Origin of the sequence: Arcobacter vandammei, assembly GCF_016106035.1 — a bacterium.
Lineage (GTDB): Bacteria > Campylobacterota > Campylobacteria > Campylobacterales > Arcobacteraceae > Aliarcobacter > Aliarcobacter vandammei.
In genome coordinates this window covers 58,958-84,484 of record NZ_JADKPZ010000007.1, presented here as the reverse complement: position 1 = coordinate 84,484, position 25,527 = coordinate 58,958, and the positions used below count along the sequence as shown (strand labels likewise).

The 25,527-nt window shown below is 29.2% G+C and carries 37 protein-coding genes; 35 read left to right on the top strand and 2 right to left on the bottom strand.

All coding sequences use genetic code 11. The annotated features are described in order from the left end of the window. Nucleotides 1-27: 27 nt before the first annotated feature. Complete coding sequence (locus IQC44_RS05355) at nt 28-2,211, bottom strand: methyl-accepting chemotaxis protein (protein WP_198305315.1); 2,184 nt, start codon at nt 2,209-2,211, stop codon at nt 28-30. Nucleotides 2,212-2,326: 115 nt separating this feature from the next. Between IQC44_RS05355 and ruvA the strand changes: the two genes are divergently transcribed. From ruvA to IQC44_RS05190, 33 genes are all read left to right on the top strand, one after another. After that, entirely contained in the window at nt 2,327-2,884 is a 558-nt protein-coding gene (gene ruvA / locus IQC44_RS05350) for a Holliday junction branch migration protein RuvA (protein ID WP_198305314.1), read from the top strand. A gap of 16 nt (nt 2,885-2,900) precedes the next feature. Then, the gene (locus tag IQC44_RS05345; protein WP_198305313.1) at nt 2,901-3,941 is read left to right on the top strand and encodes a D-alanine--D-alanine ligase; all 1,041 of its coding nucleotides are present in this window, start codon (nt 2,901-2,903) and stop codon (nt 3,939-3,941) included. A gap of 2 nt (nt 3,942-3,943) precedes the next feature. After that, nucleotides 3,944-4,663 carry an alpha/beta fold hydrolase gene (locus tag IQC44_RS05340; protein ID WP_198305312.1) on the top strand — a complete coding sequence of 240 codons (720 nt, stop codon included), beginning with the start codon at nt 3,944-3,946 and terminating at the stop codon, nt 4,661-4,663. Beyond that, nucleotides 4,650-6,086 (top strand): Mur ligase family protein, encoded by a 1,437-nt coding sequence (locus tag IQC44_RS05335; RefSeq protein ID WP_198305311.1) that lies wholly within the window; start codon nt 4,650-4,652, stop codon nt 6,084-6,086. Before IQC44_RS05340 ends, IQC44_RS05335 begins: the two co-directional genes overlap by 14 nt. Nucleotides 6,087-6,095: 9 nt before the next feature. Next, nucleotides 6,096-6,584, top strand: coding sequence for an HIT family protein (locus IQC44_RS05330; protein WP_198305310.1), 489 nt, complete (start codon nt 6,096-6,098; stop codon nt 6,582-6,584). 42 nt (nt 6,585-6,626) lie between these two features. Continuing rightward, a complete protein-coding gene (locus IQC44_RS05325; protein WP_198305309.1) occupies nt 6,627-7,868 on the top strand; it encodes a zinc ribbon domain-containing protein in 1,242 nt (413 codons plus the stop codon). Between the two features lie 201 nt (nt 7,869-8,069). Further along, nucleotides 8,070-8,384 (top strand): 30S ribosomal protein S10, encoded by a 315-nt coding sequence (gene rpsJ / locus IQC44_RS05320; protein WP_024776077.1) that lies wholly within the window; start codon nt 8,070-8,072, stop codon nt 8,382-8,384. Nucleotides 8,385-8,404: 20 nt separating this feature from the next. Next, complete coding sequence (gene rplC / locus IQC44_RS05315; protein WP_198305308.1) at nt 8,405-8,980, top strand: 50S ribosomal protein L3; 576 nt, start codon at nt 8,405-8,407, stop codon at nt 8,978-8,980. After that, on the top strand, nt 8,977-9,588 hold the full coding sequence (gene rplD / locus IQC44_RS05310; RefSeq protein WP_198305307.1) for a 50S ribosomal protein L4: 612 nt from the start codon (nt 8,977-8,979) through the stop codon (nt 9,586-9,588). Before rplC ends, rplD begins: the two co-directional genes overlap by 4 nt. Before the next feature lies 1 nt (nt 9,589). Next, entirely contained in the window at nt 9,590-9,871 is a 282-nt protein-coding gene (locus tag IQC44_RS05305) for a 50S ribosomal protein L23 (protein ID WP_066154604.1), read from the top strand. A 10-nt stretch (nt 9,872-9,881) separates the two neighbouring features. Then, entirely contained in the window at nt 9,882-10,709 is an 828-nt protein-coding gene (rplB, locus tag IQC44_RS05300) for a 50S ribosomal protein L2 (RefSeq protein ID WP_198305306.1), read from the top strand. Between the two features lie 9 nt (nt 10,710-10,718). Beyond that, on the top strand, nt 10,719-10,994 hold the full coding sequence (gene rpsS / locus IQC44_RS05295) for a 30S ribosomal protein S19 (protein WP_024776082.1): 276 nt from the start codon (nt 10,719-10,721) through the stop codon (nt 10,992-10,994). 2 nt (nt 10,995-10,996) lie between these two features. Further along, nucleotides 10,997-11,329, top strand: a complete 333-nt coding sequence (gene rplV, locus IQC44_RS05290) for a 50S ribosomal protein L22 (RefSeq protein WP_034216216.1) — start codon at nt 10,997-10,999, stop codon at nt 11,327-11,329. Beyond that, nucleotides 11,329-12,033: a 30S ribosomal protein S3 gene (gene rpsC, locus IQC44_RS05285; protein ID WP_198305305.1), complete on the top strand. Its 705-nt coding sequence runs from the start codon at nt 11,329-11,331 to the stop codon at nt 12,031-12,033. The genes rplV and rpsC overlap by 1 nt, the downstream gene beginning before the upstream one ends. 2 nt (nt 12,034-12,035) lie before the next feature. After that, entirely contained in the window at nt 12,036-12,461 is a 426-nt protein-coding gene (rplP, locus tag IQC44_RS05280) for a 50S ribosomal protein L16 (protein ID WP_198305304.1), read from the top strand. Continuing rightward, nucleotides 12,448-12,639: a 50S ribosomal protein L29 gene (rpmC, locus tag IQC44_RS05275; RefSeq protein WP_198305303.1), complete on the top strand. Its 192-nt coding sequence runs from the start codon at nt 12,448-12,450 to the stop codon at nt 12,637-12,639. The genes rplP and rpmC overlap by 14 nt, the downstream gene beginning before the upstream one ends. A 9-nt stretch (nt 12,640-12,648) precedes the next feature. After that, nucleotides 12,649-12,900, top strand: a complete 252-nt coding sequence (gene rpsQ, locus IQC44_RS05270) for a 30S ribosomal protein S17 (protein ID WP_198305302.1) — start codon at nt 12,649-12,651, stop codon at nt 12,898-12,900. After that, nucleotides 12,900-13,268: a 50S ribosomal protein L14 gene (gene rplN, locus IQC44_RS05265; RefSeq protein ID WP_198305301.1), complete on the top strand. Its 369-nt coding sequence runs from the start codon at nt 12,900-12,902 to the stop codon at nt 13,266-13,268. Before rpsQ ends, rplN begins: the two co-directional genes overlap by 1 nt. Then, a complete protein-coding gene (gene rplX, locus IQC44_RS05260; RefSeq protein ID WP_198305300.1) occupies nt 13,268-13,504 on the top strand; it encodes a 50S ribosomal protein L24 in 237 nt (78 codons plus the stop codon). The genes rplN and rplX overlap by 1 nt, the downstream gene beginning before the upstream one ends. A gap of 3 nt (nt 13,505-13,507) precedes the next feature. Beyond that, nucleotides 13,508-14,056 (top strand): 50S ribosomal protein L5, encoded by a 549-nt coding sequence (rplE, locus tag IQC44_RS05255; protein WP_198305299.1) that lies wholly within the window; start codon nt 13,508-13,510, stop codon nt 14,054-14,056. After that, nucleotides 14,056-14,241, top strand: a complete 186-nt coding sequence (locus IQC44_RS05250; RefSeq protein WP_024776091.1) for a type Z 30S ribosomal protein S14 — start codon at nt 14,056-14,058, stop codon at nt 14,239-14,241. The genes rplE and IQC44_RS05250 overlap by 1 nt, the downstream gene beginning before the upstream one ends. A 12-nt stretch (nt 14,242-14,253) precedes the next feature. Further along, entirely contained in the window at nt 14,254-14,652 is a 399-nt protein-coding gene (gene rpsH / locus IQC44_RS05245) for a 30S ribosomal protein S8 (protein WP_198305298.1), read from the top strand. 9 nt (nt 14,653-14,661) lie between these two features. Continuing rightward, complete coding sequence (rplF, locus tag IQC44_RS05240) at nt 14,662-15,198, top strand: 50S ribosomal protein L6 (RefSeq protein WP_198305297.1); 537 nt, start codon at nt 14,662-14,664, stop codon at nt 15,196-15,198. A 9-nt stretch (nt 15,199-15,207) separates the two neighbouring features. Continuing rightward, nucleotides 15,208-15,567 (top strand): 50S ribosomal protein L18, encoded by a 360-nt coding sequence (gene rplR / locus IQC44_RS05235; RefSeq protein WP_198305296.1) that lies wholly within the window; start codon nt 15,208-15,210, stop codon nt 15,565-15,567. Between the two features lie 9 nt (nt 15,568-15,576). Then, a complete protein-coding gene (gene rpsE, locus IQC44_RS05230) occupies nt 15,577-16,017 on the top strand; it encodes a 30S ribosomal protein S5 (protein WP_198305295.1) in 441 nt (146 codons plus the stop codon). Nucleotides 16,018-16,021: 4 nt separating this feature from the next. Further along, on the top strand, nt 16,022-16,420 hold the full coding sequence (gene rplO / locus IQC44_RS05225) for a 50S ribosomal protein L15 (protein ID WP_198305294.1): 399 nt from the start codon (nt 16,022-16,024) through the stop codon (nt 16,418-16,420). 2 nt (nt 16,421-16,422) lie between these two features. Next, complete coding sequence (gene secY, locus IQC44_RS05220) at nt 16,423-17,685, top strand: preprotein translocase subunit SecY (protein WP_198305293.1); 1,263 nt, start codon at nt 16,423-16,425, stop codon at nt 17,683-17,685. Nucleotide 17,686: 1 nt separating this feature from the next. Beyond that, the gene (map, locus tag IQC44_RS05215; protein WP_198305292.1) at nt 17,687-18,451 is read left to right on the top strand and encodes a type I methionyl aminopeptidase; all 765 of its coding nucleotides are present in this window, start codon (nt 17,687-17,689) and stop codon (nt 18,449-18,451) included. 9 nt (nt 18,452-18,460) lie between these two features. Next, complete coding sequence (gene infA / locus IQC44_RS05210) at nt 18,461-18,679, top strand: translation initiation factor IF-1 (RefSeq protein ID WP_026805377.1); 219 nt, start codon at nt 18,461-18,463, stop codon at nt 18,677-18,679. A gap of 87 nt (nt 18,680-18,766) precedes the next feature. Next, nucleotides 18,767-19,432 carry a uracil-DNA glycosylase gene (locus IQC44_RS05205; RefSeq protein ID WP_198305291.1) on the top strand — a complete coding sequence of 222 codons (666 nt, stop codon included), beginning with the start codon at nt 18,767-18,769 and terminating at the stop codon, nt 19,430-19,432. Beyond that, the gene (locus IQC44_RS05200; RefSeq protein WP_198305290.1) at nt 19,429-20,601 is read left to right on the top strand and encodes a hypothetical protein; all 1,173 of its coding nucleotides are present in this window, start codon (nt 19,429-19,431) and stop codon (nt 20,599-20,601) included. The genes IQC44_RS05205 and IQC44_RS05200 overlap by 4 nt, the downstream gene beginning before the upstream one ends. 44 nt (nt 20,602-20,645) lie before the next feature. Then, nucleotides 20,646-22,397 (top strand): aspartate--tRNA ligase, encoded by a 1,752-nt coding sequence (gene aspS, locus IQC44_RS05195; protein WP_198305289.1) that lies wholly within the window; start codon nt 20,646-20,648, stop codon nt 22,395-22,397. Between the two features lie 19 nt (nt 22,398-22,416). Then, the gene (locus IQC44_RS05190) at nt 22,417-23,196 is read left to right on the top strand and encodes a metal ABC transporter solute-binding protein, Zn/Mn family (RefSeq protein ID WP_198305288.1); all 780 of its coding nucleotides are present in this window, start codon (nt 22,417-22,419) and stop codon (nt 23,194-23,196) included. Nucleotides 23,197-23,226: 30 nt separating this feature from the next. Here IQC44_RS05190 and IQC44_RS05185 read toward each other — a convergent pair whose 3' ends face one another. After that, complete coding sequence (locus IQC44_RS05185; protein ID WP_198305287.1) at nt 23,227-23,868, bottom strand: adenylate kinase; 642 nt, start codon at nt 23,866-23,868, stop codon at nt 23,227-23,229. 266 nt (nt 23,869-24,134) lie between these two features. Between IQC44_RS05185 and IQC44_RS05180 the strand changes: the two genes are divergently transcribed. Further along, nucleotides 24,135-24,704 (top strand): adenylate kinase, encoded by a 570-nt coding sequence (locus IQC44_RS05180; protein WP_198305286.1) that lies wholly within the window; start codon nt 24,135-24,137, stop codon nt 24,702-24,704. A gap of 1 nt (nt 24,705) precedes the next feature. Beyond that, a complete protein-coding gene (locus tag IQC44_RS05175; protein WP_198305285.1) occupies nt 24,706-25,482 on the top strand; it encodes a molybdopterin-binding protein in 777 nt (258 codons plus the stop codon). Nucleotides 25,483-25,527 lie beyond the last annotated feature (45 nt).

The window sequence follows — 25,527 nt, the reverse complement described above, 5'->3', positions numbered from 1 at the left end:
AAAATCCTAGTTCTTATACTTTCAAGACTATTTACAAGCAACCCTTTTTATCTCATTTAGGTTTTCAAAAAGTTTTAAAGAGTTTTCTTCTATCTCTTTTGCTTTTTGATTTAGGATATTATTTGTTGCTTTAGATGAATTTAATTTTACTAAATTTTCCAAATCATCAAAGAAATTTTTATTTTGCTGTTTTATCTTTTCTACTAGTTCTAAATCTATGTGTTTACCAGAGTTTTGTAACTCTTTTAACCACTCATTTATATCATTGTTCTCTACAATTTTGAAATCATTTTGGTTTGAAAGTTTTGAGTAAACTTCATCTTTTTGTGCTAAAAGTTTTACTTTTAAAAGTGCTGTATCATAAACTAAATCGACATCACAAACTTTATTTAAGCTATCTTCCAAAAAAGAGGCTCTAGCAGCAGCTGTTACAAGAGAGTTTGACATAAGAGCTATTTCATTTGCCATTTGTGAAATTTCATCTGAAACTTGAGCATTTTTCTGTGTGGATTGGTCAAGTAAATTTACAGCATCATTTATCTGCATAATTCCTCTTTCTTGCTCTTTTGAAGCTCTTGCCACATTATCAATTGTAGAAATTGTATTTGAAATATTTTGATTTAAATCATTAAATCCTTCTATCATATTATTTGAAATATCTTTCCCACTTTTTGCTTTTTGTCCTGCTTTTTCAACAATAGCTTTAATCTCCCTAGCAGCTTCAGCACTTCTATTTGCAAGGTTTCTAACTTCACCAGCAACAACAGCAAAACCTTTTCCAGCTTCACCAGCTGTTGCTGCTTCAACTGCTGCATTTAGACTTAGAATATTTGTTTGGAATGCAATTTGGTCAATTACCTCTATTGCTTCATTTATTGAGTTTACCTCTTTAAAAATATCATCCATTGATTTTGCAGTCTCATTTGCTAGGCTTTCACCTTTTTTTGCGGAAAGATTTAGTTTTTGAGCAAGATTAGCCATTTGTGTTGTAGCAACTGTGTTTGCTTGGATTGTTCCTGTTATCTCTTCTAAAGCAGCAGCTGTTTGTTCTAGTGAAGCAGCTTGAGAGTTTGAAGATGTTGCTAGATTATTTGAAGCACTAGAAAGTGTTTGAGTACTATTTTTTAAAGAGTTTCCAGTATTCATAATCATAGCTAATATCTCAGAAGTATTATTTCCTACAAGTTTAATCCCAGCAACAAGTGAGCCTAAATTCCCATGAATTCCTTTGTCATCCATAATATAATCATATTTTGATTCAGAGTAGTTTCTCAAAGTGATATTTATTTTGTCCAAAGTCTCTTTTGTCTTTTCAATCATAACATTTAGTTTATTTTTCAAATCTTCCACATGATGATTTGAGGCTGTACTATTTACTTTATAAACAAAAAATCCATTTGAAGTTTTTTCTATAATATCATTAGCCTCTTCTATTACAATTGCATCTTGTTTTAAACCATCTCTTACTTTATTCATATAAGAGTTAAATAAGTTTGCAACTTCTCCTATTTCATCTTTTGAAGTTACTTCTAATTGAATATTTGTGTCATTTGAATGAAGTAGATTTTCAAATCCATTTTTTAGGTTTTCGATTGGATTTGTAGCTCTTCTTACAACAAAAAATATTAAAGAAATAGTAATAAGACCTAAAACAAGAGAGATAAACGAGATCTCTTTTAATAAAGATGAAATTTTTGCATCTGTTTCAGCAAGAGAAAATGTTAAATCCATAACTCCAATAACATCACCAACCTCTTGATTTGCATGACAAGCCATACATTCGGCTGTTGCAATCATAGGTTTTATCATTCTAATTGTATGGTCACCACTCTCATTTGATTGGATTATTTGGTTCTCTTTTGTATCAAAGCTTTTTAAAACTTCTTTATCTGTTGTGTATGGAGTTTTGCTCTCATATAGCTCCATCAAAGGTCTTCCTTTTGCAACAGTTAAATTTTTTACACCTTTAATCTCTCTTGCTTCATTTTCAGCTTTTGCTATTAACTCAGGATCACCTGTATTCATAGTATTTCTTAGTGTTTGAAAAATTGAAGCATTCAACATCTCAAGACTATCTTTTGCATTTGCAATTGAGTCTTTCGTAACTTTAGTAGTAGTAGAATAAACTATAGTTATGCTACTTATAAACATTAAAATAAATAAAGCAAAAATGATTTTGTTACTTATTTTTTTCGTTATTATTTCTAACATATCTCTTCCTTATAATGTTTAAGCGGAATTATTATATAATGAAAGTTATTTATTGAATATTAATTTATACAAAAAAATTATTAAATTTATAAAAAAAATTGATAAAGAGTTTTAAATGATTATCGGATTAATAGGAAAAATTGTAAAAAAAGAACCTACAGTACTTCAATTAAATGTCAATGGAGTTATTTATGAAGTTTTTGTCTCATTAAACTGTAGTTCAAAAATTATTTCTGATGAAGTGAAGTTGGAAATTACAGAAATTATAAGAGAAGATGCACACAATTTATATGGCTTTTTAGATAGCAATGAAAAAAAATTGTTTGATACAGTTATAAAAATAAATGGTGTTGGGCCAAAAGTAGCACTTGCTATTTGTTCAACTTTTACTCCAAGCTCTTTTGCTCAAATTGTTACAAGCCATGATATAAATATGTTAAAAAGAGTTCCAGGGATTGGACCAAAAGGTGCTAGTAGGATTTTGGTTGAGCTTAGTGGCTTTATTGTTGATGGTGAAAATGGTGATGAATTAACATCAATAAACCTTGAAGCAGCTCTAGCTTTAGAGTCTTTAGGTTTCAAAAAAGATTTAGTATCAAGTATTTTAAAATCTTGTACAAGTACAACAACAGCAGAATTAGTGCGAGAAGCACTTAAAAAATTACAAAAATAAAAAGGAAAAATTTATAATGAAAATAGCTATACTTTTTGGTGGATTAAGTTTTGAACACGAAATTTCAATAGTAAGCTCAATTGCTATGAAAGATGTTTTAAAAGATGATTTAATATATTTTTATATTGATGAAAATAGAGAGATTTTTGAAATTCCAACTTTTAAAATCAACTCAAAACTATTTTCTAGTAAAGAGTACAAAAAGTGTCCAAAAGTTCATTTTAAAATGAAAGGTTTTTATAAAGAGTCTGGTTTTTTAAGAAGTAAACAAAATATTGATTATGATTTAGTTTTAAATCTATCTCACGGTGGAGATGGTGAAGATGGTGTTATAGCTTCAGTTTTAGATTTTTATAATATTCCTTATATATCTCCACGAACAGAAGCTTGTGTTGTTAGTTCAAATAAATTTATCACAAAAGGTTATGCTGCAAGTGTTGGAGTAAATACTCTTGATTACAAATATTTTACAAAAAATGATGAGATAAAAGTTGATATGTTTCCAGTTATTTTAAAACCAGTTAAATTGGGAAGTTCAATTGGTGTTGCTATTGTAAAAAATCAAGAAGAGTTAGATTATGCAAAAGATGTAGCTTTTGAATTTGATGATGCTATTATTATTGAACCATTTATTAGTGGAGTTAAAGAGTACAATCTTGCAGGAACAAAAGTAAATGGGGAGTTTATTTTATCTATTATAGAAGAGCCACAAAAAGCAGAATTCTTGGATTTTGATAAAAAATATCTTGATTTTTCAAGAACTTCAAAAGCAAAAGAGGTTGATTTAGGGGAAAAATTAAATAGTGAAATAAAAGAGAGCTTCAAAAGACTTTATAATACACTTTTTGAAGGCTCAATAATCAGATGTGATTTTTTTGTTGTTGATGATAAAGTTTATTTAAATGAGATAAACTCAATTCCAGGATCTATGGCAAACTATCTATTTAGTGATTTTCAAGATGTATTCAACAAAGTTGCTTCAAATCTTCCAAAGAAAAAACATATTCCTGTTACATTTGAGTATGTAAATAAAATCCAATTTGCAAAAGGAAAATAAGTTTGGCAATAAAAAATCTTGTAGTTGAAGGAAAAAGTTTTGAACTCTCTTATGAGTTATTAAATCCTTCACAAACAAAAGATATTCTATTTTTACATGGTTGGGGTTCAAATAAAGATATTATGAAAGGTGCATTCTCTTCTTATTTAAAAGATTATAGACATATTTACCTTGATATGCCAGGTTTTGGAAAATCGCAAAATTCATATATTTTAACTACAAATGATTATTCAAAAATTGTAAAAGAGTTTTTAATATCTATAAATTCAAATACTATAGCAATAGCTGGACACTCTTTTGGTGGTAAAGTAGCAACACTTCTAAATCCAGAAAATCTAATATTATTAAGCAGTGCAGGAATTTTAGAGGAAAAATCAACAAAGGTAAAAATAAAAATATTTTTTGCTAAACTTTTAAATAGTTTAGGACTTAAAAATTTTACAAAAATTTTTAGAAGTAAAGATGTAGAAAAAATGAGTGAAAATATGTATGCTACTTTTAAAAATGTTGTAGATGAAGATTTTAGCTCATATTTTGCAAACTTCTCAAATAATACTTTGATTTTTTGGGGAGAAGAAGATAGTGCTACATCTTTGGAGTCTGGAAAAAAAATAGCAAATTTGATAAAAAACTCTAGTTTTGTATCATATAGTGGAGATCACTATTTTTTCCTAAAAAATGCAGAAAATATTAGTAAAAGAGTGGAAGATGGAATATCTTAATATAATTACACATATTATTTTAATTATGAGTTTAGGTTGGTATTTAATTACAAACCTTCAATGGTACAACTATAAACTAGATAGAGTTATATTTAAACACCACAAATGGCAGTGGCATATAACATATTTTGCTTCTCCTATAATTCTTTTTTATTTAATACCTGAACCATATTTTGCAGCATATTTCTTTGTTATTTATCTTACAAGTTTTATTTTATGGAATAGAAAACTTACAAATCCACTTATAATGACATCAAGAGTAAAGAGATTTTTGGCAATTTTACTGATTTTATCTTTTATGCTTATTGCTTTGTGTCTTAGTTTTGAAGATTGTGTTGAAAAAATTATTTTTATTCCTCTTATTTTAACTTATATAGTAAGTACTATTTTAGAAAAAATATTTTTTATCTCATTTAAAAATAGAGCAAAACAAAGACATAGAAGTATAGCAGGTCTTAGAACAGTTGCAATTACGGCATCTTTTGGAAAAACTTCTATTAAAAATTTTTTATACCATGTTTTAAAATCAAGATTTAAAGTATATAAAACTCCAAGAAGTGTGAATACAATTGCTGGATTAGTTCTTGATGTAAATAGAGATTTACCTCTTGATACTCAAATTTATATAGCAGAAGCAGGAGCTAGAGTAAAAGGTGATATAGAAGAAATTACACTTTTTTTAGAGCCACAAATTTGTGTTATTGGAAGTGTTGGAGAACAACATATTGAGTATTTCAAAACTTTAAATAATATTATTCATACAAAAATGGAGATATTAAAATCTCCTAGAATGGAGATGGGATTTGTTCACGAAAGTGTTCCAATTAATGATTATCCAAAAATTACGAAATTTCCAAATAATTTAAATATTACAAAAAGTACTTTAGACGGTATTTGGTTTGAAGTTGAAGTTGGTGGTAGAATTGAAGATTTTTATGCTCCAATTTTAGGAAGTTTTAATGCGATAAATTTAACAGCAGTTATTTTAGTAGCATATAACTTAGGAATGAGTATTTTAGAGATAAAAGCAGCACTTACAACTATTCCCCAAGTTGAACATAGACTTCAAAAAATAGAGCAAAATGGAAAAGTTATTTTAGATGACTCATTTAATGGAAATCTTGAAGGTATGCTTGAAGCTGTTAAAATATCTTCAACTTATGATGGAAGAAGAGTTATTATAACTCCAGGACTTGTTGAAGCTACTGATACAGCAAATATTATGTTAGCAAAAGCAATTAATGAAACTTTTGATTTAGTAATAGTAACAGGAAGTTTAAATACACATATTTTTACTTCAAATATAGACAAAAGTAAATTAATAGTTCTAAAAGACAAAGCTCAAATGACAACTATTTTGGCAAGAAGTACAAGAGTAGGTGATTTGATTTTGTTTGCAAATGATGCACCAAACTTTATTTAAGGTTAAATAATGGAACACATTTATGCACCTTGGCGATACTCTTATGTTAGCGATGAGAAAATAAAAGATTGTATTTTTTGTCATATCTCAAAAAATAGAGATGATGAGAAATATGAAGTTTTATTTTCTGATGAGTATTGCTATGTCGTTATGAATAAATATCCTTATAGCCCTGGGCATTTTATGGTAATTCCACATTTTCACACTTCAAATATCGAAGATTTAGATGAAGTTGTTTGGCAAAGAGTTTCAAAAAGAGCAAGACAAGCTGTTAAGCTTTTAAAAGAGATTATGCCTTGTGAGGGTGTAAATTTAGGAATGAATTTGGGAAAAGCTGCTGGTGCTGGAATAGAACAACATGTACATTATCATTTAGTTCCAAGATGGCTAGGAGATACAAACTTTATTTCAACTATCGCTGGAGTTAGAGTTTATCCTGCAGATTTTAGTGAGATTTATTCTAAACTTAAAAATAATGTAGAAAAATATTTCTTATAAACAATATGCTATTATTTCCCATATTATAAAATAAGGGAAACAATGAAAAATTTTATTCAAAAATTTTACAAAAATAATTTTGTCTATGGTACAAAAGAGAAACTATCAAAATTGACGATTCTTTTTATTATTATATTAAATATTATAGTTTTTAATATAATTTTAGAAGGACTAAATTTTCAAACAAGCTTTGTAAACTCTCCTTCAAATAAATATCCATACTATTGTACAAATATTATTAAAAGTGAAAATATATCAAATTTTGATACATTTACAAATCTTGCTTATTATCAAAGCTATGAAGATAGTACATCTAACTATAAAAATGAAATACAAAAAAATAAAGATGAAGTAGATTTAAGATGCTTAGATGTGGATAAATTTGTTAATCTTGTAAAAAATGAGTACAACAAAAAAGAGATAAAAAAAGAAATTCAAAAATTAAATAATGAGATTTATAAGCTTGAAGATGAGTTAAATTATTATAGAAATAATTATAATACTATATTGTTTGAAAAAATTGCATCTCAAAGTGATGATAAATCTTTGATTGAAAATGGTGTGAATTCTGAAAATATTAAGCAAAAATATGATGATTCTTTAAATAAATTAGAAAGTTTAAAATCGCAAAAAGATGATATATATAAAAATTTTGCAAGTATATCAACTATAAAAGAGCTTGAAAACTTTATTTTAAAAAATAAAGAGAGTTATTTAGAAGATGAGAGAAAAGCTTTTAGATTCTATTACTATATGATTGAGATAGTTAAAATGCTATTTTTACTTCCTTTGGTTTTTGCATTTTTTTATATTATGAAGAAATATCAAAAAGATGAAAAATATATACTATATATAATTTTTAAAAACCTATTTTTTATAGCATTAATTCCTACACTTTTTACAATTTTTGAAATTATTTATAAATTTCTTCCAAAAGTATTTTTGTCAAAAATTATAGAATTTTTCTATAATTTGGATATTCCATTTGTTGTTTATTATTTTTTAGTAATAGTTTTTGTAGTTATTTTTGCAATTATAATTATCAAAATACAAAAAAGATTTAAAGAACAAAATGAATTAATGAAAAAAAATAAGATTTCAAGAATAGATTCATTTAATCAAAATTTATGTAATTCTTGCGGAAATAGAGTCTCATATTTGATGATGAATTTTTGCCCAATTTGCCAAAATAAATTAACTACAAAATGTAATTATTGCCAAAAAGATACTATTTTAGGATTTAATTTTTGCCAATATTGTGGTACTTCTATGGAAAACGAATAAACTTTCAAATCTTAATTATAGCTTTTAGTATAGCTAAAAAGCTATAATTATTCCTTTTATAAAGGAAATAAATTTAAATATTTTTTTAGCAAACACCCATAATTCTTGACATTTAACCCCTTTTAAGTTATAATCCGCGTCCACTTAATGTGGTTAGAGCCAAATTTTGGAGTCTAACGAGTTCTTTAAAGGAAAAAATATATGGAAAAAATCAGATTAAAGCTTAAAGCTTATGATCATAGAGTTTTAGACAGAAGTGTTGCTTCAATTGTTGAAGCTGTTAAAAGAACTGGTGCTGATTTGAGAGGTCCAATCCCTCTTCCTACAAAAATCAGAAGATATACAGTTATCAAAGGTCCTCACGTAAACAAAGATTCAAGAGAACAATTTGAGATTAGAGTTCATTCAAGAATTATCGATATTATCGCAGCTACTGCTGATACTGTTGATTCTTTAATGAAACTAGACTTAGCTCCTGAAGTTGATGTTGAAGTAAGATCAATGGGTCAAGAATAATTAAGAAAGGGTAATACAAGATGGAATTCATAGTTCAAAAAATCGGTATGAGTAGAACAGTATCTGTTCCAAGTACAGCGGTTACACTTTTAAAAGTTCTTGATACAAAGGTATGTCAAGTTACTGATGGTGTAGCATTAGTTTCTTATAGCAATGGTAAAAAATTTAACAAAGCTATAGAAGGTCAACAAAAAAAATATAGCCTATCTAAAGAGTTTAACAGATTTGCAACAATTACTGTAGCAAATAGTGAAGCTGGAGATTTAGATCTTGCAGGATTAGGTGAAGCAAAAGTAGTTAAGACAACTTTTAAAACAAAAGGTAGAGGTTTCTCTGGTGTTGTTAAAAGATGGAATTTTGCTGGTGGAAGAAGTTCTCACGGACATAGAATGGGTAAAAGAACAGGTTCAATTGGTAACTGTGAGTTCCCAGGAAGAGTTCAACCAGGTAAAAAAATGCCAGGTCAATACGGAAATACAAATGTAACTGTAAAAAATGAAGTTTTATCATTTGATGCAGAAACTGGAATTTTAGTTTTAAAAGGTTCAGTATCTGGAGCTAATGGAAGACTAGGAAAAGTAAAGGTTGCTAAATGAGTAAAGCAATAGTATTAAATGCAAAATTTGAAAATAATGGTGAAGTAGTTTTACCAGCAAGTTATGAAGAGATAAATAGACATAACTTATATTTATATGTTAAATCATATTTATCATCTTTAAGAGCAAACACTGCAGCTGCAAAAACAAGAGCAGAAGTAAGTGGTGGTGGTAAAAAACCAAAAGCTCAAAAAGGTTCTGGTGGAGCTAGATGGGGTTCAAAAAGATCTCCTTTATTTGTTGGTGGGGGAGTTGTTTTCGGTCCTACTAAAAGAAATTATGAGCAAAAAGTAAATAAAAAACAAAAAGCTTTAGCACTTAAATATGCTTTAAATGCACAAGCAAATAATGGTTCACTTTTTGTTGTTGATTCTTTAAAATTAGAGTCAGGTAAAACAAAAGATGCGGTTGCAGTTTTAGCTAAATTAAATAAAAGAGATACATTAATCGTAGTTGATACAATTGATGAAAAAACTTATTTAGCATTTAGAAACATTAAAAACTGTTATGTAGTAGAAAAACAAGAAGTAAATGCTTATTTACTTGCAGTTTATCACTCTGTGCTAATTGAAAAATCAGTACTTGATTTATTAACAAAAGAGGCTTAAGATGGCAGATATTACAGATATTAAATCAATTTTATATACAGAAAAAACAATTGAGCTTCAAGAAAACGGTGTAATCGTTGTTCAAACTAGTCCTAGAATGACTAAAACAGGTTTAAAAGAGGTTTTCAAAGAGTATTTTGGAGTTGTTCCAACAAAAATTAACTCTTTAAGACAAGATGGAAAAGTTAAAAGATTTAGAGGGAAACTTGGTAAAAGAGTTGATTTCAAAAAATTCTATGTAACACTACCAGAAGGCGCAGCAATTGCGAACCTTTCAGCATAAGGAGTAAAAAATGTCAATTAAAAAATTTAGACCAATAACTCCTGCTAGAAGATTTATGTCAGTTATTGATAGTTCTGATATTACTTCAAAACCAACGGTAAGATCATTACTTGTAAGAGTAAAAGCTGCAGCTGGTAGAAATAATAACGGAAGAATTACTTCAAGACACAAAGAAGCAGGTGCTAAAAAACTATACAGAATTATCGATTTCAAAAGAGATAAATTTGGAATAGAAGGAACAATTGCAACTGTTGAATATGATCCATATAGAAATTGTAGAATTTGTTTAGTTTCATATGTAGATGGAGACAAAAGATATATCATTCAACCATCAGGAATGAAAGTTGGGGATAAAGTACAAGCTGCTATATCTGGACTTGATATTTTACCAGGTAATGCAATGCAATTAGCAAATATTCCAGTTGGAACAATGGTTCACAACATAGAATTAAAACCAGGGAAAGGTGCTCAATTTGCAAGATCTGCTGGTGGGTATGCTCAAATCATGGGTAGAGAAGATAAATATGTTATCTTAAGATTACCTTCAGGTGAGATGAGAAAAATTCTTGGAGTTTGTATGGCTACAATTGGTGTAGTTGGAAACGAAGATTATATAAATATGGTAGTTGGAAAAGCTGGTAGAAGTAGACACCTAGGTATTAGACCTCAAACAAGAGGATCTGCTATGAACCCTATTGATCACCCACACGGTGGAGGGGAAGGTAAAACTAACTCTGGAAGACATCCTGTTACTCCATGGGGTATGCCAACTAAAGGTTATAAAACTAGAAAGAAAAAAGCTAGTGATAAACTAATCATTTCAAGAAGAAAGAAATAAGGGTATAAGATGGCAAGATCAATAAAAAAAGGTCCATTTATAGATGCACACTTATTAAAAAAAGTAGTAAGTGCAAATGCTGCAAAAGATAAAAAACCAATCAAAACTTGGTCAAGAAGATCTACAGTATTACCAGATATGATTGGATTAACATTCAATGTACATAACGGAAGAAACTTTGTTCCTGTATTAATTACAGAGAACCATGTTGGATATAAATTAGGTGAGTTTGCACCAACTAGAACATTCAAGGGCCACAAAGGTTCTGTTCAAAGAAAGGCGTAATTATGGCAAGAGCAATATTAAAATTTATTAGAGTTTCTCCAATTAAAGCAAGACTTATTGCTAGAGAAGTTCAAGGAATGAATGCAGAGTATGCAATTGCATCTTTACAATTTACTCCAAACAAAGCTGCTGGAATTATCTCTAAAGTAATAGCTTCAGCTGTTGCAAATTCTGGTTTAGATCCTGTTGATGCAGTTATTACATCAGCTAGAGTTGATAAAGGACCAGTTTTAAAAAGATTTACTCCAAGAGCAAGAGGTTCAGCTTCTCCAAAGCATAAACCAACTGCACATATTATGATTGAAGTAGCTGCTTCTACAAAAGGAGACAAATAATGGGTCAAAAAGTTAGTCCAATAGGTTTAAGATTAGGTATCAATAGAAACTGGGATTCAAGATGGTTCCCAAAATTTGAAACAATGCCTGCAAATGTAGCTGAAGATGACAAAATAAGAAAATTTGTTAAAAAAGAGTTATATTATGCTGGAATTGCTCAAACTGTTATTGAAAGAACAGCTAAAAAAGTAAGAGTAACTGTTGTTGCAGCAAGACCTGGAATTATCATTGGTAAAAAAGGTGCAGATGTTGAAAAACTAAAAGACTCTTTATCTAAATTAGTTGGAAAAGAGATTGCTGTTAATATTAAAGAAGAGAGAAAACCTCAAACTTCTGCTCAATTATCAGCTGAAAATGTTGCTCAACAACTTGAAAGAAGAGTTGCATTTAGAAGAGCAATGAAAAGAGTTATGCAAAATGCATTAAAAGGTGGAGCAAAAGGTATTAAAGTATCTGTTTCTGGAAGACTTGGTGGAGCTGAAATGGCTAGAACTGAGTGGTATTTAGAAGGAAGAGTTCCATTACATACATTAAGAGCAAGAATTGATTATGGTTTTGCTGAAGCTCACACAACTTATGGTTGTATTGGTATTAAAGTATGGATTTTCAAAGGTGAAGTATTAGCTAAAGGAATTCCAACTGAAAAAGCTGAAACAAGTGAAGCTAAACCAAAAAGAAGACCTGCTAAGAAAAGAGGTAAATAATCATGTTAATTCCTAAAAGAACTAAATTTAGAAAAATGATGAAAGGCCGAAATAGAGGTCAAGCTCATAGAGGTAACTCTTTAGCTTACGGAGATTTCGGAATTAAAGCTCTAGAGCATGGTAGAATTGATTCAAGACAAATTGAAGCATCAAGAATTGCAATGACTAGAAAAGTAAAAAGACAAGCGAAAGTTTGGATTATGGTATTCCCTGATAAACCACTTACTGCAAAACCATTAGAAACAAGAATGGGTAAAGGTAAAGGTTCAGTTGATAAATGGGTAATGAACATCAAACCAGGAAGAATTTGTTTTGAAATGGCTGGAGTTGGTGAAGAATTAGCAAGAGAAGCTTTAGCTTTAGCTATGTACAAATTACCTTTTAAAACTAAAATTGTAACAAGAGATAGCGAAAATGAACTATACTGATTTAAAAGATAAAAACTTGAATGAATTACAAGTACTATTAAAAGAGAAAAAGGTGCTTCTTTTTGAATTAAAAGCTAAGCTAAAAACTATGCAGCTAACAAATACATCTGAGTTAAGAACAGCAAAAAAAGATATTGCTAGAATTCAGACTGCTATTACAGCTCTTAATGCTAACTAAGGATCTAGTATGACACATAAAAGAGAGATTCAAGGTGTAGTAGTAAAAAGATCAGGTGATAAAACAGCTTCTGTTTTAGTTACAAGATCAGTTTTACACCCAAAGTATCATAAAACTGTAAAAAGATTTAAAAAATATTTAATTCATGACGAAAGAAATGAGTTAAATGTTGGTGACACTGTAGTTGCAGTTGAATGTAGACCATTGTCAAAAACTAAATCTTTTAGACTAAAAACTATCCTTGCTACAGGAGTTAAATAATGATTCAAAGTTTTTCAAGATTAAATGTAGCAGATAACACAGGTGCTAAAGAGATTATGTGTATCAAAGTTTTAGGTGGTTCTAAAAGAAGATATGCAACTGTTGGTGATGTTATCGTTGCTTCTGTTAAAAAAGCTCTTCCAACTGGAAAAATTAAAAAAGGTCAAGTTGTTAAAGCTGTAATTGTAAGAACTCATAAAGAAGTTCAAAGAGAAAATGGTTCATTAATTAGATTTGATGACAATGCTGCTGTTATTTTAGATGCTAAAAGAGAGCCTGTTGGAACAAGAATTTTTGGACCAGTTGCCAGAGAAGTTAGATATTCAGGATTTATGAAAATCGTTTCACTTGCACCGGAGGTACTATAATGGCTATTAAATTAAAAATTAAAAAAGGTGATACAGTTAAAATCATCGCTGGTGATGATAAAGGAAAAACTGGAGAAGTTTTAAGAGTATTACCAAAAGAGAACAAAGTAATTGTAAAAGATTGCAAAGTTGCTAAAAAAACTGTTAAACCAGACCAAGAAAGAAATCCAGATGGTGGATTTATAAACAAAGAGATGCCAATTGATATTTCAAATGTGGCAAAAGTGGAAGGGTAAGAAATGGCTTCAAGATTATTAGAAAAATATAAAGCTGAGATTAGACCTGTACTTGAGACAGAGTTTCCAAAAAACAAAACTTTAACAGCTAAAATTGAAAAAGTTGTTATCTCTGTTGGTGCTGGTGAAGCTATGAAAGATGCTAAACTAATCCAAAATATGCAAGATACAATCTCTTTAATTGCTGGTCAAAAAGCAGTTAAAGTTATTGCTAAAAAATCTGTTGCAGGATTTAAAGTAAGAGAAGGAATGCCTGTTGGTATTAAAGTTACTTTAAGAGGTGAGCAAATGTATAACTTCTTAGATAAACTTTGCACTATTGCATTACCAAGAGTAAAAGACTTTAGAGGTTTAAACAAAAATGGTTTTGATGGTAGAGGAAACTTTAACTTTGGTCTTGATGAGCAATTAATGTTCCCAGAAGTAGTTTATGATAACATCATTAAAACACATGGAATGAATATTTCTGTAGCAACTACTGCTTCAACTGATGCTGAAGCTTATAGACTATTAGAATTAATTGGAATTCCATTTACAAAAGGAAGAGCGTAATGGCAAAAAAATCTATGATCGCTAAACAACAAAGAACACCTAAATTTGCGGTAAGAGCATATACAAGATGTTCTGTTTGTGGAAGACCTCACTCAGTATATAAAGATTTTGGTCTATGTAGAGTTTGTTTAAGAAAAATGGCTAACGAAGGTTTATTACCTGGTGTTAGAAAAGCTAGTTGGTAGGAGAAAAAAGCTATGATGAATGATTTAATCGCAGATGCTTTGACTAGAATAAGAAATGCTGCAATGAGAAGATTAGAAGTTGCAACATTATTACACTCAAATACTGTAGTAGGTGTTTTAAATGTTTTACTACAAAAAGAGTATATTGCTGGTTTCAAAGTTATTGATGGACAAAACAATAAAAAAACAATTCAAGTTGAATTAAAATATGATGAAAAAGAAAAATCAGCAATTAACGAAATTGTAAGAGTTTCTAAACCAGGAAGAAGAGTTTATAAACCAGCTTCTGAAATTAAAAACTTTAAAAATGGGTACGGTACTATTATCCTTTCTACAAATAAAGGGATTATCGCTAACGATGAGGCTTATGCAGCAAACGTTGGTGGAGAAGTACTTTGTACTGTTTGGTAGGAGAGTGTAATGTCAAGAATTGGTAAAAAACCTATCACAATTCCTGCAGGAATTGAAGTAACTGTAAATGGAACACTAATTAGTGTTAAAAAAGGAAACAATGTTTCTACTGTTGAAACTCATGGGAGAGTTGGTGTTGAAGTTGCAAATGGTCAAGTTGTTTTAACTAAAAATGGTGAGACTAAAGAAGCAGCTGCATTTTGGGGAACTTATAGAGCATTAACTGCAAATGCAATTAATGGTTTACACGAAGGGTTCACAAAATCATTAGAAATCAACGGAGTTGGATATAAAGCAGCTGTAAAAGGTGATGTTTTAGAGTTAATCTTAGGTTACTCTCATCCAATTAACTTTGAAATTCAAAAAGGTTTAGAAATTTCAGTTGATAAAAATATCATAACTGTTAAAGGTGCAGATAAACAACAAGTTGGACAAGCTGCTGCAATTATTAGAGGCTTTAGAAAACCAGAACCATATAAAGGTAAAGGTGTTAAGTATACTGATGAGAAAATCATTAGAAAAGCCGGAAAAACTGCTAAGAAGTAAGGTGTAACTATGAGTAGAGTAAAAGATTTAGCAAAAAAAGTTGCTTTAAGAATTAAAAGAAAAAAAAGAGTTAGAGCTAATATTTTTGGTACAGCAGATAAACCAAGAGTATCTATTTTTAAATCAAACAAATACATTAGTGCACAAGCTATCAACGATGTTGAAGGTAGAACTTTAGCAGCTGTTAGCTCTCAAGCTATGGGTTTAAGTGGTAATAAAGAGAATGCTGCTAAAGTTGCAGCTGAGTTTGCTTCTAAATTAAAAGCAGCTGGAATTGAAACAGTTGTTTATGATAGAAACGGGTATCTTTATCATGGTGTTGTTGCAGCATTTGCTGACGCATTAAGAGAAAATGGTATTAAATTATAAGGATTAATGATGGCAGTAAATAGAGAAGATTTTCAAGAAGCAATCGTTAAAATCGGAAGAGTAACAAAAGTTGTAAAAGGTGGAAGAAGATTCAGATTTACAGCTTTAGTTGTTGTTGGAGATAAAAACGGAACAGTAGGATTTGGAACTGGTAAAGCTAAAGAAGTTCCTGATGCAATTAAAAAAGCATTAGATGATGCATTCAAAAGCTTAGTTACTATTTCTATTAAAGGTACTACTATAGCACATGATATTGAACACAAATATAATGCAAGTAAAATATTATTAAGACCAGCTTCAGAAGGAACTGGGCTAATCGCTGGAGGAGCTGCAAGACCTGTTCTTGAGCTTTCTGGAGTTAAAGATATTATTGCAAAATCTTTAGGTTCAAATAATCCAAATAACCTTGTACAAGCTACAGTTGAAGCTTTAGCAAGAATTAAAGGATAAGAAGATGATATTAGATAATTTACAACCAGCTTGCGGTAGTACAAAAGCTGCTAAAAGAAAAGGTAGAGGACAAGGAAGCGGTAACGGTAAAACTGCTGGAAAAGGTAATAAAGGTCAAAAAGCTAGATCTGGATATAATGTAAAAAGAGGTTTTGAAGGTGGACAACAACCACTAGCAAGAAGACTTCCTAAAGTTGGATTTATATCAAGAGTAGTTAAACCATATTCGATTAATGTTGAAAAAGTAACTGCAATTGCTGAATTACCAGAAATTACAGTTGAGACAATTAAATCTGTATATAAATTATCAAAATCTGTTGTAAAAGTTAAATTAATTGGTGCAACAGCTAAAAATTTAAGCGCTAAGATTAAAGACGAAAACGTTACAACTACTGGAAATTAATTATGAGTAAAGATCTAGTAAATAAGATTCTTATTACATTAGGTTTTATTCTTCTTTACAGGCTACTGGCATATGTGCCAGTTCCTGGAGTTAATATAGATGTAGTTAAAGAATTTTTTGATTCAAATGCAAACAATGCATTAGGTCTAGTTAATATGTTTAGTGGAAATGCAGTTGAAAGACTAAGTATTATCTCACTAGGAATTATGCCTTACATTACTGCTTCTATTATTATGGAGCTTCTAGCAGCAACTTTCCCCACACTTGGTAAAATGAAAAAAGAGAGAGATGGAATGCAAAAATATATGCAAATCATCAGATATACAACTATTGTTATTACTCTTATTCAGTCTATTGGTGTTTCTATTGGTTTAAATTCACTAACAGGTCAAAGTGGTCAAGCTGCAATTTCTATTGATATGAATACATTTATTGCTGTTTCGGCTATTTCAATGCTTACTGGAACAATGCTTTTAATGTGGATTGGAGAGCAAATTACTCAAAGAGGAATTGGAAATGGTATTTCTTTAATTATCTTTGCAGGTATCGTTTCAGCAATTCCGAGTGCTATTGGTGGAACTGTTGATTTAGTAAATAATGGTCAAATGCATTTCTTAACTGTTATTGGAATTATTTTAGTAATTTTAGCAACGGTAGGATCTATTATTTATGTTGAGTTAGGAGAGAGAAGAGTTCCTGTTTCTTACTCAAGAAAAGTAATTATGCAAAACCAAAACAAAAGAGTTATGAACTATATTCCAATTAAAGTAAATTTAAGTGGAGTAATTCCAGCAATTTTTGCAAGTGCTATTTTGATGTTTCCAAGTACAATTTTACAAGGAAGCCAAAATAAATATTTAGTAATGATTGCAGATTATTTAAATCCAAGTTCATATACTTTTAATTTATTTATGTTTTTATTTGTAGTTTTCTTTGCATTTTTCTATGCATCAATTACATTTAATGCAAAAGATATTAGTGAAAATTTAAAAAGACAAGGTGGATTCATCCCTGGAATTAGACCAGGAGAGGGAACAGCTGGTTATTTAAATGATGTTGCAGGAAGATTAACTTTCTGGGGAGCTATTTATATGGGATTAATATCTACTCTTCCTTGGTTAATAGTTAAAGCTATGGGAGTACCTTTCTATTTTGGTGGGGTTGCTGTTTTAATTGTTGTTCAAGTTGCTATAGATACTATGAGAAAAATTGAAGCTCAACAATATTCAAATAAATATCAAACTCTAAGTGCGGTTGGATTATAAAATGTCTATTGCAATTAGAAAACCACAAGAGATTGAAAAACTTTCTGTAGCAAATATTGCTGTTGCAAAAACTTTAAAATATTTAGAGGAAAATGTAAAAGCTGGAATGACTTTAAAAGAAGTTGATGCAATGGGAGATAAATTTATAGAAAGCCTTGGAGCAAGACCTGCTTTTAAAGGTTTATATGGATTTCCTAATGCTGTTTGTACATCTTTAAATGAAGTTATAATTCATGGAATTCCTAGTGATGTTGTCCTAAAAGAGGGCGATATTCTAGGTCTTGATATTGGAACAGAAATTGATGGTTGGTATGGTGATAGTGCTATTACTATGCCAATTGGAAAAATCTCTAAAAAAGATGAAGATTTGATAGCTTGTGCAAAAGATTCATTATATTATGCAATTGATATAATTGAAGAAGGTATGAGATTTAAAGAGCTATCAAAAGCTATTGAGGATTTTATTGTTGCTAGAGGATACCAGCCACTAGTTAGATTTTGTGGACATGGTATTGGAAGAAAACCACATGAAGATCCTGAAATTCCAAACTACTTGGAACATGGAAATACAAAATCTGGACCAAAAATAAAAAATGGAATGGTATTTTGTATTGAACCCATGATTTGTCAAAAAGATAGAAATCCTGTTATTTTAAAAAATGGTTGGGATGTTGTTTCTGCTGATGGATTAAGAGGGAGTCATTATGAGCATACAGTTGCTGTAGTTGATGGACGAGCAGTTATTTTAAGTAAAACGGAAAATTAAGGAACTAATGTGGCAAAAGATGATGTAATAGTTGTTGATGGAAAAGTTGTTGAAGCTTTACCAAATGCAATGTTTAGAGTTCAATTGGATAATGGACATATAGTTTTATGTCATATCTCAGGAAAAATGAGAATGCACTATATAAAAATATTACCAAACGATACTGTAAAAGTAGAAATTACACCTTATTCGCTAGATAAAGGTAGAATTACTCACAGATACAAATAGTATCTTAATTAAATAAGGATTTTCTCCTTATTTAATAATCTTTTTTTAAATCAATAATACTAAAGTATAATTTTTGTAAAATCCCTTATGACAATCAAAGTAAAGAATCAAGTTTTAAAATATTTGTATAATCTAAAATCATTTGGATATAGCTATCATGACGATTTTGATATTGGAAGTTTTGATATAAAAAATCAGAATTTACCAAATAGTTTAGTTGAATTACATAAAATAAGTGAAAATTGCTATTTATGTGAATTATCAAAATCAAGAAAAAAAGTTTTATTTGGTTTTGGTAGCCCTAAAAGTCAAATTATGTTTATACAAGATGAACCAAGTTCTAGTGAAGATGAATTAAATTCATTTTATGTTGGAAATAGTGGAGAGATACTATCTAAAATGATAGAGAATGTTTTAAATATAAAAAAAGAGGAAGTTTATATCACTTCATTGGTAAAATGTAAATCTTTAAATGGTGCTTCAAATTCTAATTTTGACACTTGTAATGACTATTTATTAAAACAAATAGATATTATAAAACCAAAATTAATTGTAGCTTTAGGTGAAAAAGTTTACTCTTATTTACTTAAAAGTGGTGATTTCTTGGCAAATAAAGGTAAATTTCTGAAGTTTAATGATACACAAATAATATCTATATACTCTCCTAGTTTCCTTCTTAGAAACCCATCACTTAAAAAAGAGACTTATTTTGATATGTTAAATATAAAAAGTTTTTTAGAGGAGTTAAATTGAAACAGTTATTAGTTTTACTATTAGTAGTTTTCGCCTTTTTTGGTTGTACTCAAAAGCAAGTTGTTCAGTTAAAAATGCCAGGTCAAAAGTCTCCTGTTGTTCAACCATCAACACCAAAACAAGTAGATGAAGATAAAGTTACAGTTGTAGAAGAGTTTGTTCCTGTTGAAGTTATGGAAACTGATATAAAAGAGCAAATAATCGATAACAATGGAAGCAAAAATGAAGTTTTTGAAGAAGATGAAAAATTTGCTACTATTGACTTAACAAGAGCTAATATTAATTTAGCTTTTGTTTATCCAACTGTTCTTTCAAAATATGCAAAAAGTTCATTAAATACAATTTCTGCTTATTTATCTTTTGCAAATGCACAATATAATCTTACTGTTATTGAAACAAGTGATGAAAATCTAAATAGCATTGAAGAAGCTTTTTCAAAGTTAAAAAATAGTGGTTTAAAAAATGTTATAGCACTTTTCTCGCCAAAAGCAATAAATAGTTTAAATAAAGTTGCAAGTTCCGATTTAAAAGTATATCTTCCTTTAATTGAGAAAAAGGATAGTTTAGAAAATAATGATAATTTAATTTTTGGTTCAATATCTTATGAAGAACAACTTAAAAAATTAAGTTATTACTCAAATGGAAATAATGTACTGTTTTTTCAAGATACTTTCTTAAGTAAAAATATTAAAAAAGCCTATAATAGTGTAGTTCCAAGTGGTATTGAAAGAGAGATTAGTAATAGTGAAAAAAATTTCAAAGGACTTGTTGGTGGACTTAACAATAAAAGTTTATACCTGAATTTGGATATTGTAAAAAGTGCTATGATTTTATCTCAATTAAGAGCAAATAATATTAATCCAGCTTTTGTATTTGGTACACAAGCAAATTATGATTTAAATTTACTTACTTTAACTCAAAGTGAAGATAGAAATAAATTAGTAATAGCAAACTCTATATCTGAAGTAAATAGCAAACTAAGAGAAGAGGTTACTTCAATGGGTGGAGATTTGAATTTTTCGTGGGTTGATTACTCTACTTTGGTTGGAACTAATTATTTGATAAATGGTAATAATGGACTAGTTCCTACAAAAATAGTAAATAATGAAGCAGTTTATATTCCAAGACTTTTTAAAGTAACAGAATATGGATTTGTTGAGATTAAGTAAGTTTTAGATAAAATCGCGGTTTATTTAGAAAAATGGAGTTTAATTTGAGAACACATTATAATACAAGTGTAAGAGAAAATTTAATAGGGCAAAAAGTAACTGTTGCTGGTTGGGTTAATAGCAGACGAGACCACGGTGGGATTATTTTTATAGATTTAAGAGATAAAAGTGGTTTAGTGCAACTAGTAGCTGACCCACAAGACTGTAAAGAGGCTTTAAGTGTTGCTGAAACAGTAAGAGATGAGTATGTTTTAATAGCAACTGGAACAGTTAGAGCTAGAGGTGAAGGCTTAGAAAATCCAAATCTTGAAACAGGAAAAATAGAGATTATTTTAGAAAATCTTGTGATTGAAAACAGAAGCAAAGCTATGCCTTTTGATATAAATGATGAAAAAGTAAATGATGAGATAAAGCTAAGAAATAGATTTTTAGAGCTTAGAAGTAAAAAATCATTTGATATTTTTCAATTAAGAAGTAAAGCAACTATTCAAGCAAGAAACACTCTTGATGAGTTAGGATTTTTAGATGTTGAAACTCCAATTTTAACAAAATCTACACCAGAAGGTGCAAGAGATTATTTAGTTCCTTCAAGGGTTCATGCTGGTGAGTTTTATGCATTACCACAATCTCCACAACTATTTAAACAACTTTTAATGGTTGCAGGGTTTGATAGATATTTTCAAATTGCAAAATGTTTTAGAGATGAAGATTTAAGAGCAGATAGACAACCAGAATTTACTCAAATAGATGTTGAGATGAGTTTTTGCTCTCAAGAAGATGTAATAGGTGTTGCTGAAAAATTAATCTATGATGTATTTACTAAATGTGGAAAAAATATTCCAAGTACATTTAGAAGAATGAAATATAGTGAAGCCATGGAGAGTTACGGAAGTGATAAACCAGATTTAAGATTTGATATGCCTCTGATTGATGTTATTGATATTTTTGCTAACTCTACAAATGAGATTTTTAGCGAAATAGCAAAAGAGAAAAAAGCCAATAGAATCAAAGCTTTAAGATGCCCAAATGGAGATAATATCTTCTCAAAAAGACAGATGAAAAGCTTTGAAGATTATGTAAGAAAATTTGGAGCAAAAGGTCTTGGATACTTCCAAATGAAAGAAGATGGATTAAAAGGTCCATTAACTAAGTTCTTTAGTGAAGCTGATTTAGAAGAGATTGTAAAAGTTACAAATCTTGAAGTTGGAGATGTAGTATTCTTTGGAGCAGGGGATAAAAAAACTGTATGGGATTATATGGGAAGATTTAGACTTTTCTTAGCAAATGAGATGAATATAATTCCAGCAGATGCTTATGAGTTTTTATGGGTTGTAGATTTCCCTATGTTTGAGGTTGAAGATGGAAGAACAAAAGCACTTCATCATCCATTTACTATGCCAAAAGATTTAAACAAAGAGGATTTAGAAGATATTGAATCAATCGCTTATGATATTGTTTTAAATGGTACTGAGCTTGGTGGTGGAAGCATAAGAATACATAAAGAGGAAATTCAAAGCAAAGTATTTGAATTAATGGGAATTAGTAAAGAAGAAGCACAAGAAAAATTTGGTTTCTTACTTGATGCACTTCAATATGGAGCTCCAAGCCACGGTGGATTTGCACTAGGACTTGATAGAATGATTATGCTTTTAGCTGGAACTGATTCTATACGAGATGTTATAGCATTCCCAAAAACTCAAAAAGCTCAATGTTTATTAACTCAAGCTCCATCAAGTGTTGATGAAGCTCAATTAAAAGAGTTGCATATCAGAGTGCGAAAAACAGAATTAAACTAATAAATAATAAGAAAATATAGTGAAAAAGTTAATATTTATACTAATTTTTCCTATTTTTCTATTTGCAAAAATACAAGTAACTACATATTTCCCTCTTGAAAGTGCAATTATTAAAAAAATTGTAAAACAAGAGGCAGAAATAACTGAAATTTCTCATAGATTTATAAATAAGTATATTGAAATCCCAACTTCTGAATTAAAAAAACTATCAAATTCAAAGTTTTTTCTTCATTTTGGTTTAGATATAGAGAATAAATATGCAGATATTCTAAAACAAAATAATAAAAAATTAGAGATTGTAGATTTATCAAAAAATATAGATAAAATTTCTTCAAATCCATATATTTGGACTGATCCTTTTGCTATAAAAGATATTGCAAAAAATGTTTTTGATTTATTTTCAAAAATAGATACAAGAAATCATAGTTTTTATAAGAAAAATTATGAGAGTTTTTTAAATGAAATAGATGAAACTTTTTTATTTATTCTTCAAAATTTAAATAAAAGTGATATTAATAGTTTTTATGCAATTGAAGATTATTGGGACTATTTTGCGAATAGATTTAGGTTAGAAGTTATAAAAAAAGATAAAAAGGTTTTTACTACTCTTGAGTTAAAAAATTTAAATAAAACTTATGAAAATAGTGAAGCAACAAAACTTTTGTATTGTTACTCTTATGATGAAAAATTTGCAAATATTTTAGCTACAAACTTAAAAGTTCAAGCTATTGAAAATAATATTTTTAATGAAGATTGGCATACAAATTTAATAAATCTTACTAATAGTATAATTAAGTAAAAGTAGCTAAATTAGCTACTTTTAAAAGTGTTAAGAAAGTGCTTCTATCATATCTTTTGTAACTTCACTTACATCTTTTGTACCGTCAAGTTCAATAAATAGATTCATTTTTTTATAAAAATCGATTAATGGAGAAGTTTGAGTGTGATATGCTTCAAGACGGCTTTTTACAGTCTCAGCATTATCATCTTTTCTAATTATTAATTCACCTTCACAATAATCGCAAATATCATCTTTTTTTGCAGGATTAAACTCTACATGGAAAGATGCTCCACATTTACCACAAACTCTTCTACCTGTTATTCTTCCTACTATTAGTTCATCTGGAACATTTAAAGAGATTACTTTGTCTAAATTTATATTCATATTTTTCATTAGCTCATTTAAAGCTTCAGCTTGAGCTAGAGTTCTTGGAAAACCATCTAAAATAAATCCATTTTTACAGTCAGGTTCAGCAAGTCTATCTTTAATAATTCCTATAATTGTAGAATCTGGAACTAATTTTCCAGCATCCATAAAGTTTTTTGCTTCCATTCCCATCTCTGTTTTATCAGCAATTGCAGCTCTTAAAATATCTCCTGTTGAGATTTGAGGGATATTGTACTTTTCTATCAAAAACTTTGCTTGAGTTCCTTTTCCAGCTCCAGGAGCACCAAATAGCATTAAATTCATATTTTATCCTTAAAATTTTTTTGCTTATTGTATATAAAAAGCATTTAATAGTAGATAAGTTTTTGAAGTTACACTTTGCTTTTAAATAATTTTTGATACAATAAAACATTAATCTTAAAGCTTCATTCTTGAAGCCCTTTAGGGTTTTCTCAAAGAGAGTTCTAAAGAACAAGCTACTTTTAGTAATTTTTTTACAAATTGCGATAAAAAGTAGTCATAAATGAAACGGTTCCTTTTAAATAGGAACTATTTAAAAGGTAAATAATATGAAAAAACTATTTTTAATAATTGGAGCTCCAGGAAGTGGAAAAACAACAGATGCAGAACTTATAGCAAAAAAGCACGAAAATATAACACATTATAGTACAGGCGATATGTTTAGAGCAGAAGTAAATAGCGGAAGCGAAACAGGAAAAATAATTGATACTTTTATAAAAGCTGGAAATATAGTGCCTATTAATATTGCAATAAAGACAATTTTAACTGCAATTAAAAATGCTCCAACAAATACAATAATAATAGATGGCTACCCACGAAGTTTGGAGCAAATGAGTGAACTTGATAAATATTTAAAAGATGAAAATGAAGTAAAACTTATATCTTGCATAGAAGTTGTGGTAAGCTCTGAAGTAGCAAGAGATAGAGTTTTGGGAAGAAATAGGGGAGCTGATGACAAAGAAGAAGTTTTCAACAATAGAATGAGAGTTTATACAGAACCTTTAAAAGCTATTCAAGATTTTTATGAAGCAAAAAATATTTTAACAAAAATTAATGCAGAAAGAAGTATTGATGAGATTGTTGAGGATATGGAAAAATTTATTCTTTCAAAGATTTAAAATGATAGAAAATCCAAATTTCTATAGTGTAATAATTGGAACAGAGCTTTTAAATGGAAGAAGAGCAGATAAGCACTTCTCTTTTATAAATAGTGAACTTCTAAAGCGTGGTTGGGAGCAAAAAGCATCTTTTATGATAGAAGATGACCCAACTTTAATGCAAAATATCTTTAATCTTATAAAATCTGATTTAAATTCTGTAATGTTCTGTTTTGGTGGAATTGGGGCAACTCCTGATGATTATACAAGGGAAGTTGCTATAAAAAGTTTTACAGATGAAAAAAGTGAATTTCACGAAGAGTTAAAACAAAATATTATAAATCAATTTGGAGATGAAGCCTATCCACACCGTATAAATATGGCAAATCTTCCAATAGGTTCTAAACTTCTTAAAAATGTAGTAAACAATGTAAGTGGCTTTTATCTTGAAAATAGATTCTTCTTTATGCCAGGTTTTGTAGCTATGAGTCATCCAATGGTGATTGAAGCTTTGGATATGCTATATCCAAAATCAAGCTTAGAAAAATATAGAAAAACTATGACTGTGTTTACAAGTGAAAATGACTTAGTAAACTCTATGAAAATGATGCCAAAAGAGCTTGATTTTTCATCACTACCTAGGTTTATTGGCGATAAAAGAGCTGTTGTTTTAAGCCTTGCTGGATATGAAAAAGAGAAAGTAGATAACTATTTTCAAATTTTTATCGACTTTTGCACAAAATCTGGTTTTGAGTTTGAACTAAGAGATGTTTTTGAAGAAGTAAGTAAAAATATTTAAAAATTTAGAAATTTAACTATAACTGTAGTAAATCCCTAGAAACTA

Bases quoted from the DNA above. Each gene is read 5' to 3' on its own strand.
- rpsJ (WP_024776077.1), top strand. From the start codon at position 8,070: ATGGAAAAAATCAGATTAAAGCTTAAAGCTTATGATCATAGAGTTTTA.
- rpmC (WP_198305303.1), top strand. From the start codon at position 12,448: ATGAACTATACTGATTTAAAAGATAAAAACTTGAATGAATTACAAGTA.
- secY (WP_198305293.1), top strand. From the start codon at position 16,423: ATGAGTAAAGATCTAGTAAATAAGATTCTTATTACATTAGGTTTTATT.
- rpsE (WP_198305295.1), top strand. From the start codon at position 15,577: ATGGCAGTAAATAGAGAAGATTTTCAAGAAGCAATCGTTAAAATCGGA.
- rpsQ (WP_198305302.1), top strand. From the start codon at position 12,649: ATGACACATAAAAGAGAGATTCAAGGTGTAGTAGTAAAAAGATCAGGT.
- rplR (WP_198305296.1), top strand. From the start codon at position 15,208: ATGAGTAGAGTAAAAGATTTAGCAAAAAAAGTTGCTTTAAGAATTAAA.
- IQC44_RS05330 (WP_198305310.1), top strand. From the start codon at position 6,096: ATGGAACACATTTATGCACCTTGGCGATACTCTTATGTTAGCGATGAG.
- IQC44_RS05175 (WP_198305285.1), top strand. From the start codon at position 24,706: ATGATAGAAAATCCAAATTTCTATAGTGTAATAATTGGAACAGAGCTT.
- rplP (WP_198305304.1), top strand. From the start codon at position 12,036: ATGTTAATTCCTAAAAGAACTAAATTTAGAAAAATGATGAAAGGCCGA.
- rpsC (WP_198305305.1), top strand. From the start codon at position 11,329: ATGGGTCAAAAAGTTAGTCCAATAGGTTTAAGATTAGGTATCAATAGA.
- rplC (WP_198305308.1), top strand. From the start codon at position 8,405: ATGGAATTCATAGTTCAAAAAATCGGTATGAGTAGAACAGTATCTGTT.
- rplV (WP_034216216.1), top strand. From the start codon at position 10,997: ATGGCAAGAGCAATATTAAAATTTATTAGAGTTTCTCCAATTAAAGCA.
- rplN (WP_198305301.1), top strand. From the start codon at position 12,900: ATGATTCAAAGTTTTTCAAGATTAAATGTAGCAGATAACACAGGTGCT.
- rpsS (WP_024776082.1), top strand. From the start codon at position 10,719: ATGGCAAGATCAATAAAAAAAGGTCCATTTATAGATGCACACTTATTA.
- map (WP_198305292.1), top strand. From the start codon at position 17,687: ATGTCTATTGCAATTAGAAAACCACAAGAGATTGAAAAACTTTCTGTA.
- rplO (WP_198305294.1), top strand. From the start codon at position 16,022: ATGATATTAGATAATTTACAACCAGCTTGCGGTAGTACAAAAGCTGCT.
- IQC44_RS05185 (WP_198305287.1), bottom strand. From the start codon at position 23,868: ATGAATTTAATGCTATTTGGTGCTCCTGGAGCTGGAAAAGGAACTCAA.
- rplF (WP_198305297.1), top strand. From the start codon at position 14,662: ATGTCAAGAATTGGTAAAAAACCTATCACAATTCCTGCAGGAATTGAA.
- IQC44_RS05305 (WP_066154604.1), top strand. From the start codon at position 9,590: ATGGCAGATATTACAGATATTAAATCAATTTTATATACAGAAAAAACA.
- rplD (WP_198305307.1), top strand. From the start codon at position 8,977: ATGAGTAAAGCAATAGTATTAAATGCAAAATTTGAAAATAATGGTGAA.
- IQC44_RS05325 (WP_198305309.1), top strand. From the start codon at position 6,627: ATGAAAAATTTTATTCAAAAATTTTACAAAAATAATTTTGTCTATGGT.
- IQC44_RS05250 (WP_024776091.1), top strand. From the start codon at position 14,056: ATGGCAAAAAAATCTATGATCGCTAAACAACAAAGAACACCTAAATTT.
- rplB (WP_198305306.1), top strand. From the start codon at position 9,882: ATGTCAATTAAAAAATTTAGACCAATAACTCCTGCTAGAAGATTTATG.
- rplX (WP_198305300.1), top strand. From the start codon at position 13,268: ATGGCTATTAAATTAAAAATTAAAAAAGGTGATACAGTTAAAATCATC.
- IQC44_RS05345 (WP_198305313.1), top strand. From the start codon at position 2,901: ATGAAAATAGCTATACTTTTTGGTGGATTAAGTTTTGAACACGAAATT.
- IQC44_RS05335 (WP_198305311.1), top strand. From the start codon at position 4,650: ATGGAATATCTTAATATAATTACACATATTATTTTAATTATGAGTTTA.
- IQC44_RS05355 (WP_198305315.1), bottom strand. From the start codon at position 2,211: ATGTTAGAAATAATAACGAAAAAAATAAGTAACAAAATCATTTTTGCT.
- ruvA (WP_198305314.1), top strand. From the start codon at position 2,327: ATGATTATCGGATTAATAGGAAAAATTGTAAAAAAAGAACCTACAGTA.
- rpsH (WP_198305298.1), top strand. From the start codon at position 14,254: ATGATGAATGATTTAATCGCAGATGCTTTGACTAGAATAAGAAATGCT.
- IQC44_RS05180 (WP_198305286.1), top strand. From the start codon at position 24,135: ATGAAAAAACTATTTTTAATAATTGGAGCTCCAGGAAGTGGAAAAACA.
- IQC44_RS05205 (WP_198305291.1), top strand. From the start codon at position 18,767: ATGACAATCAAAGTAAAGAATCAAGTTTTAAAATATTTGTATAATCTA.
- rplE (WP_198305299.1), top strand. From the start codon at position 13,508: ATGGCTTCAAGATTATTAGAAAAATATAAAGCTGAGATTAGACCTGTA.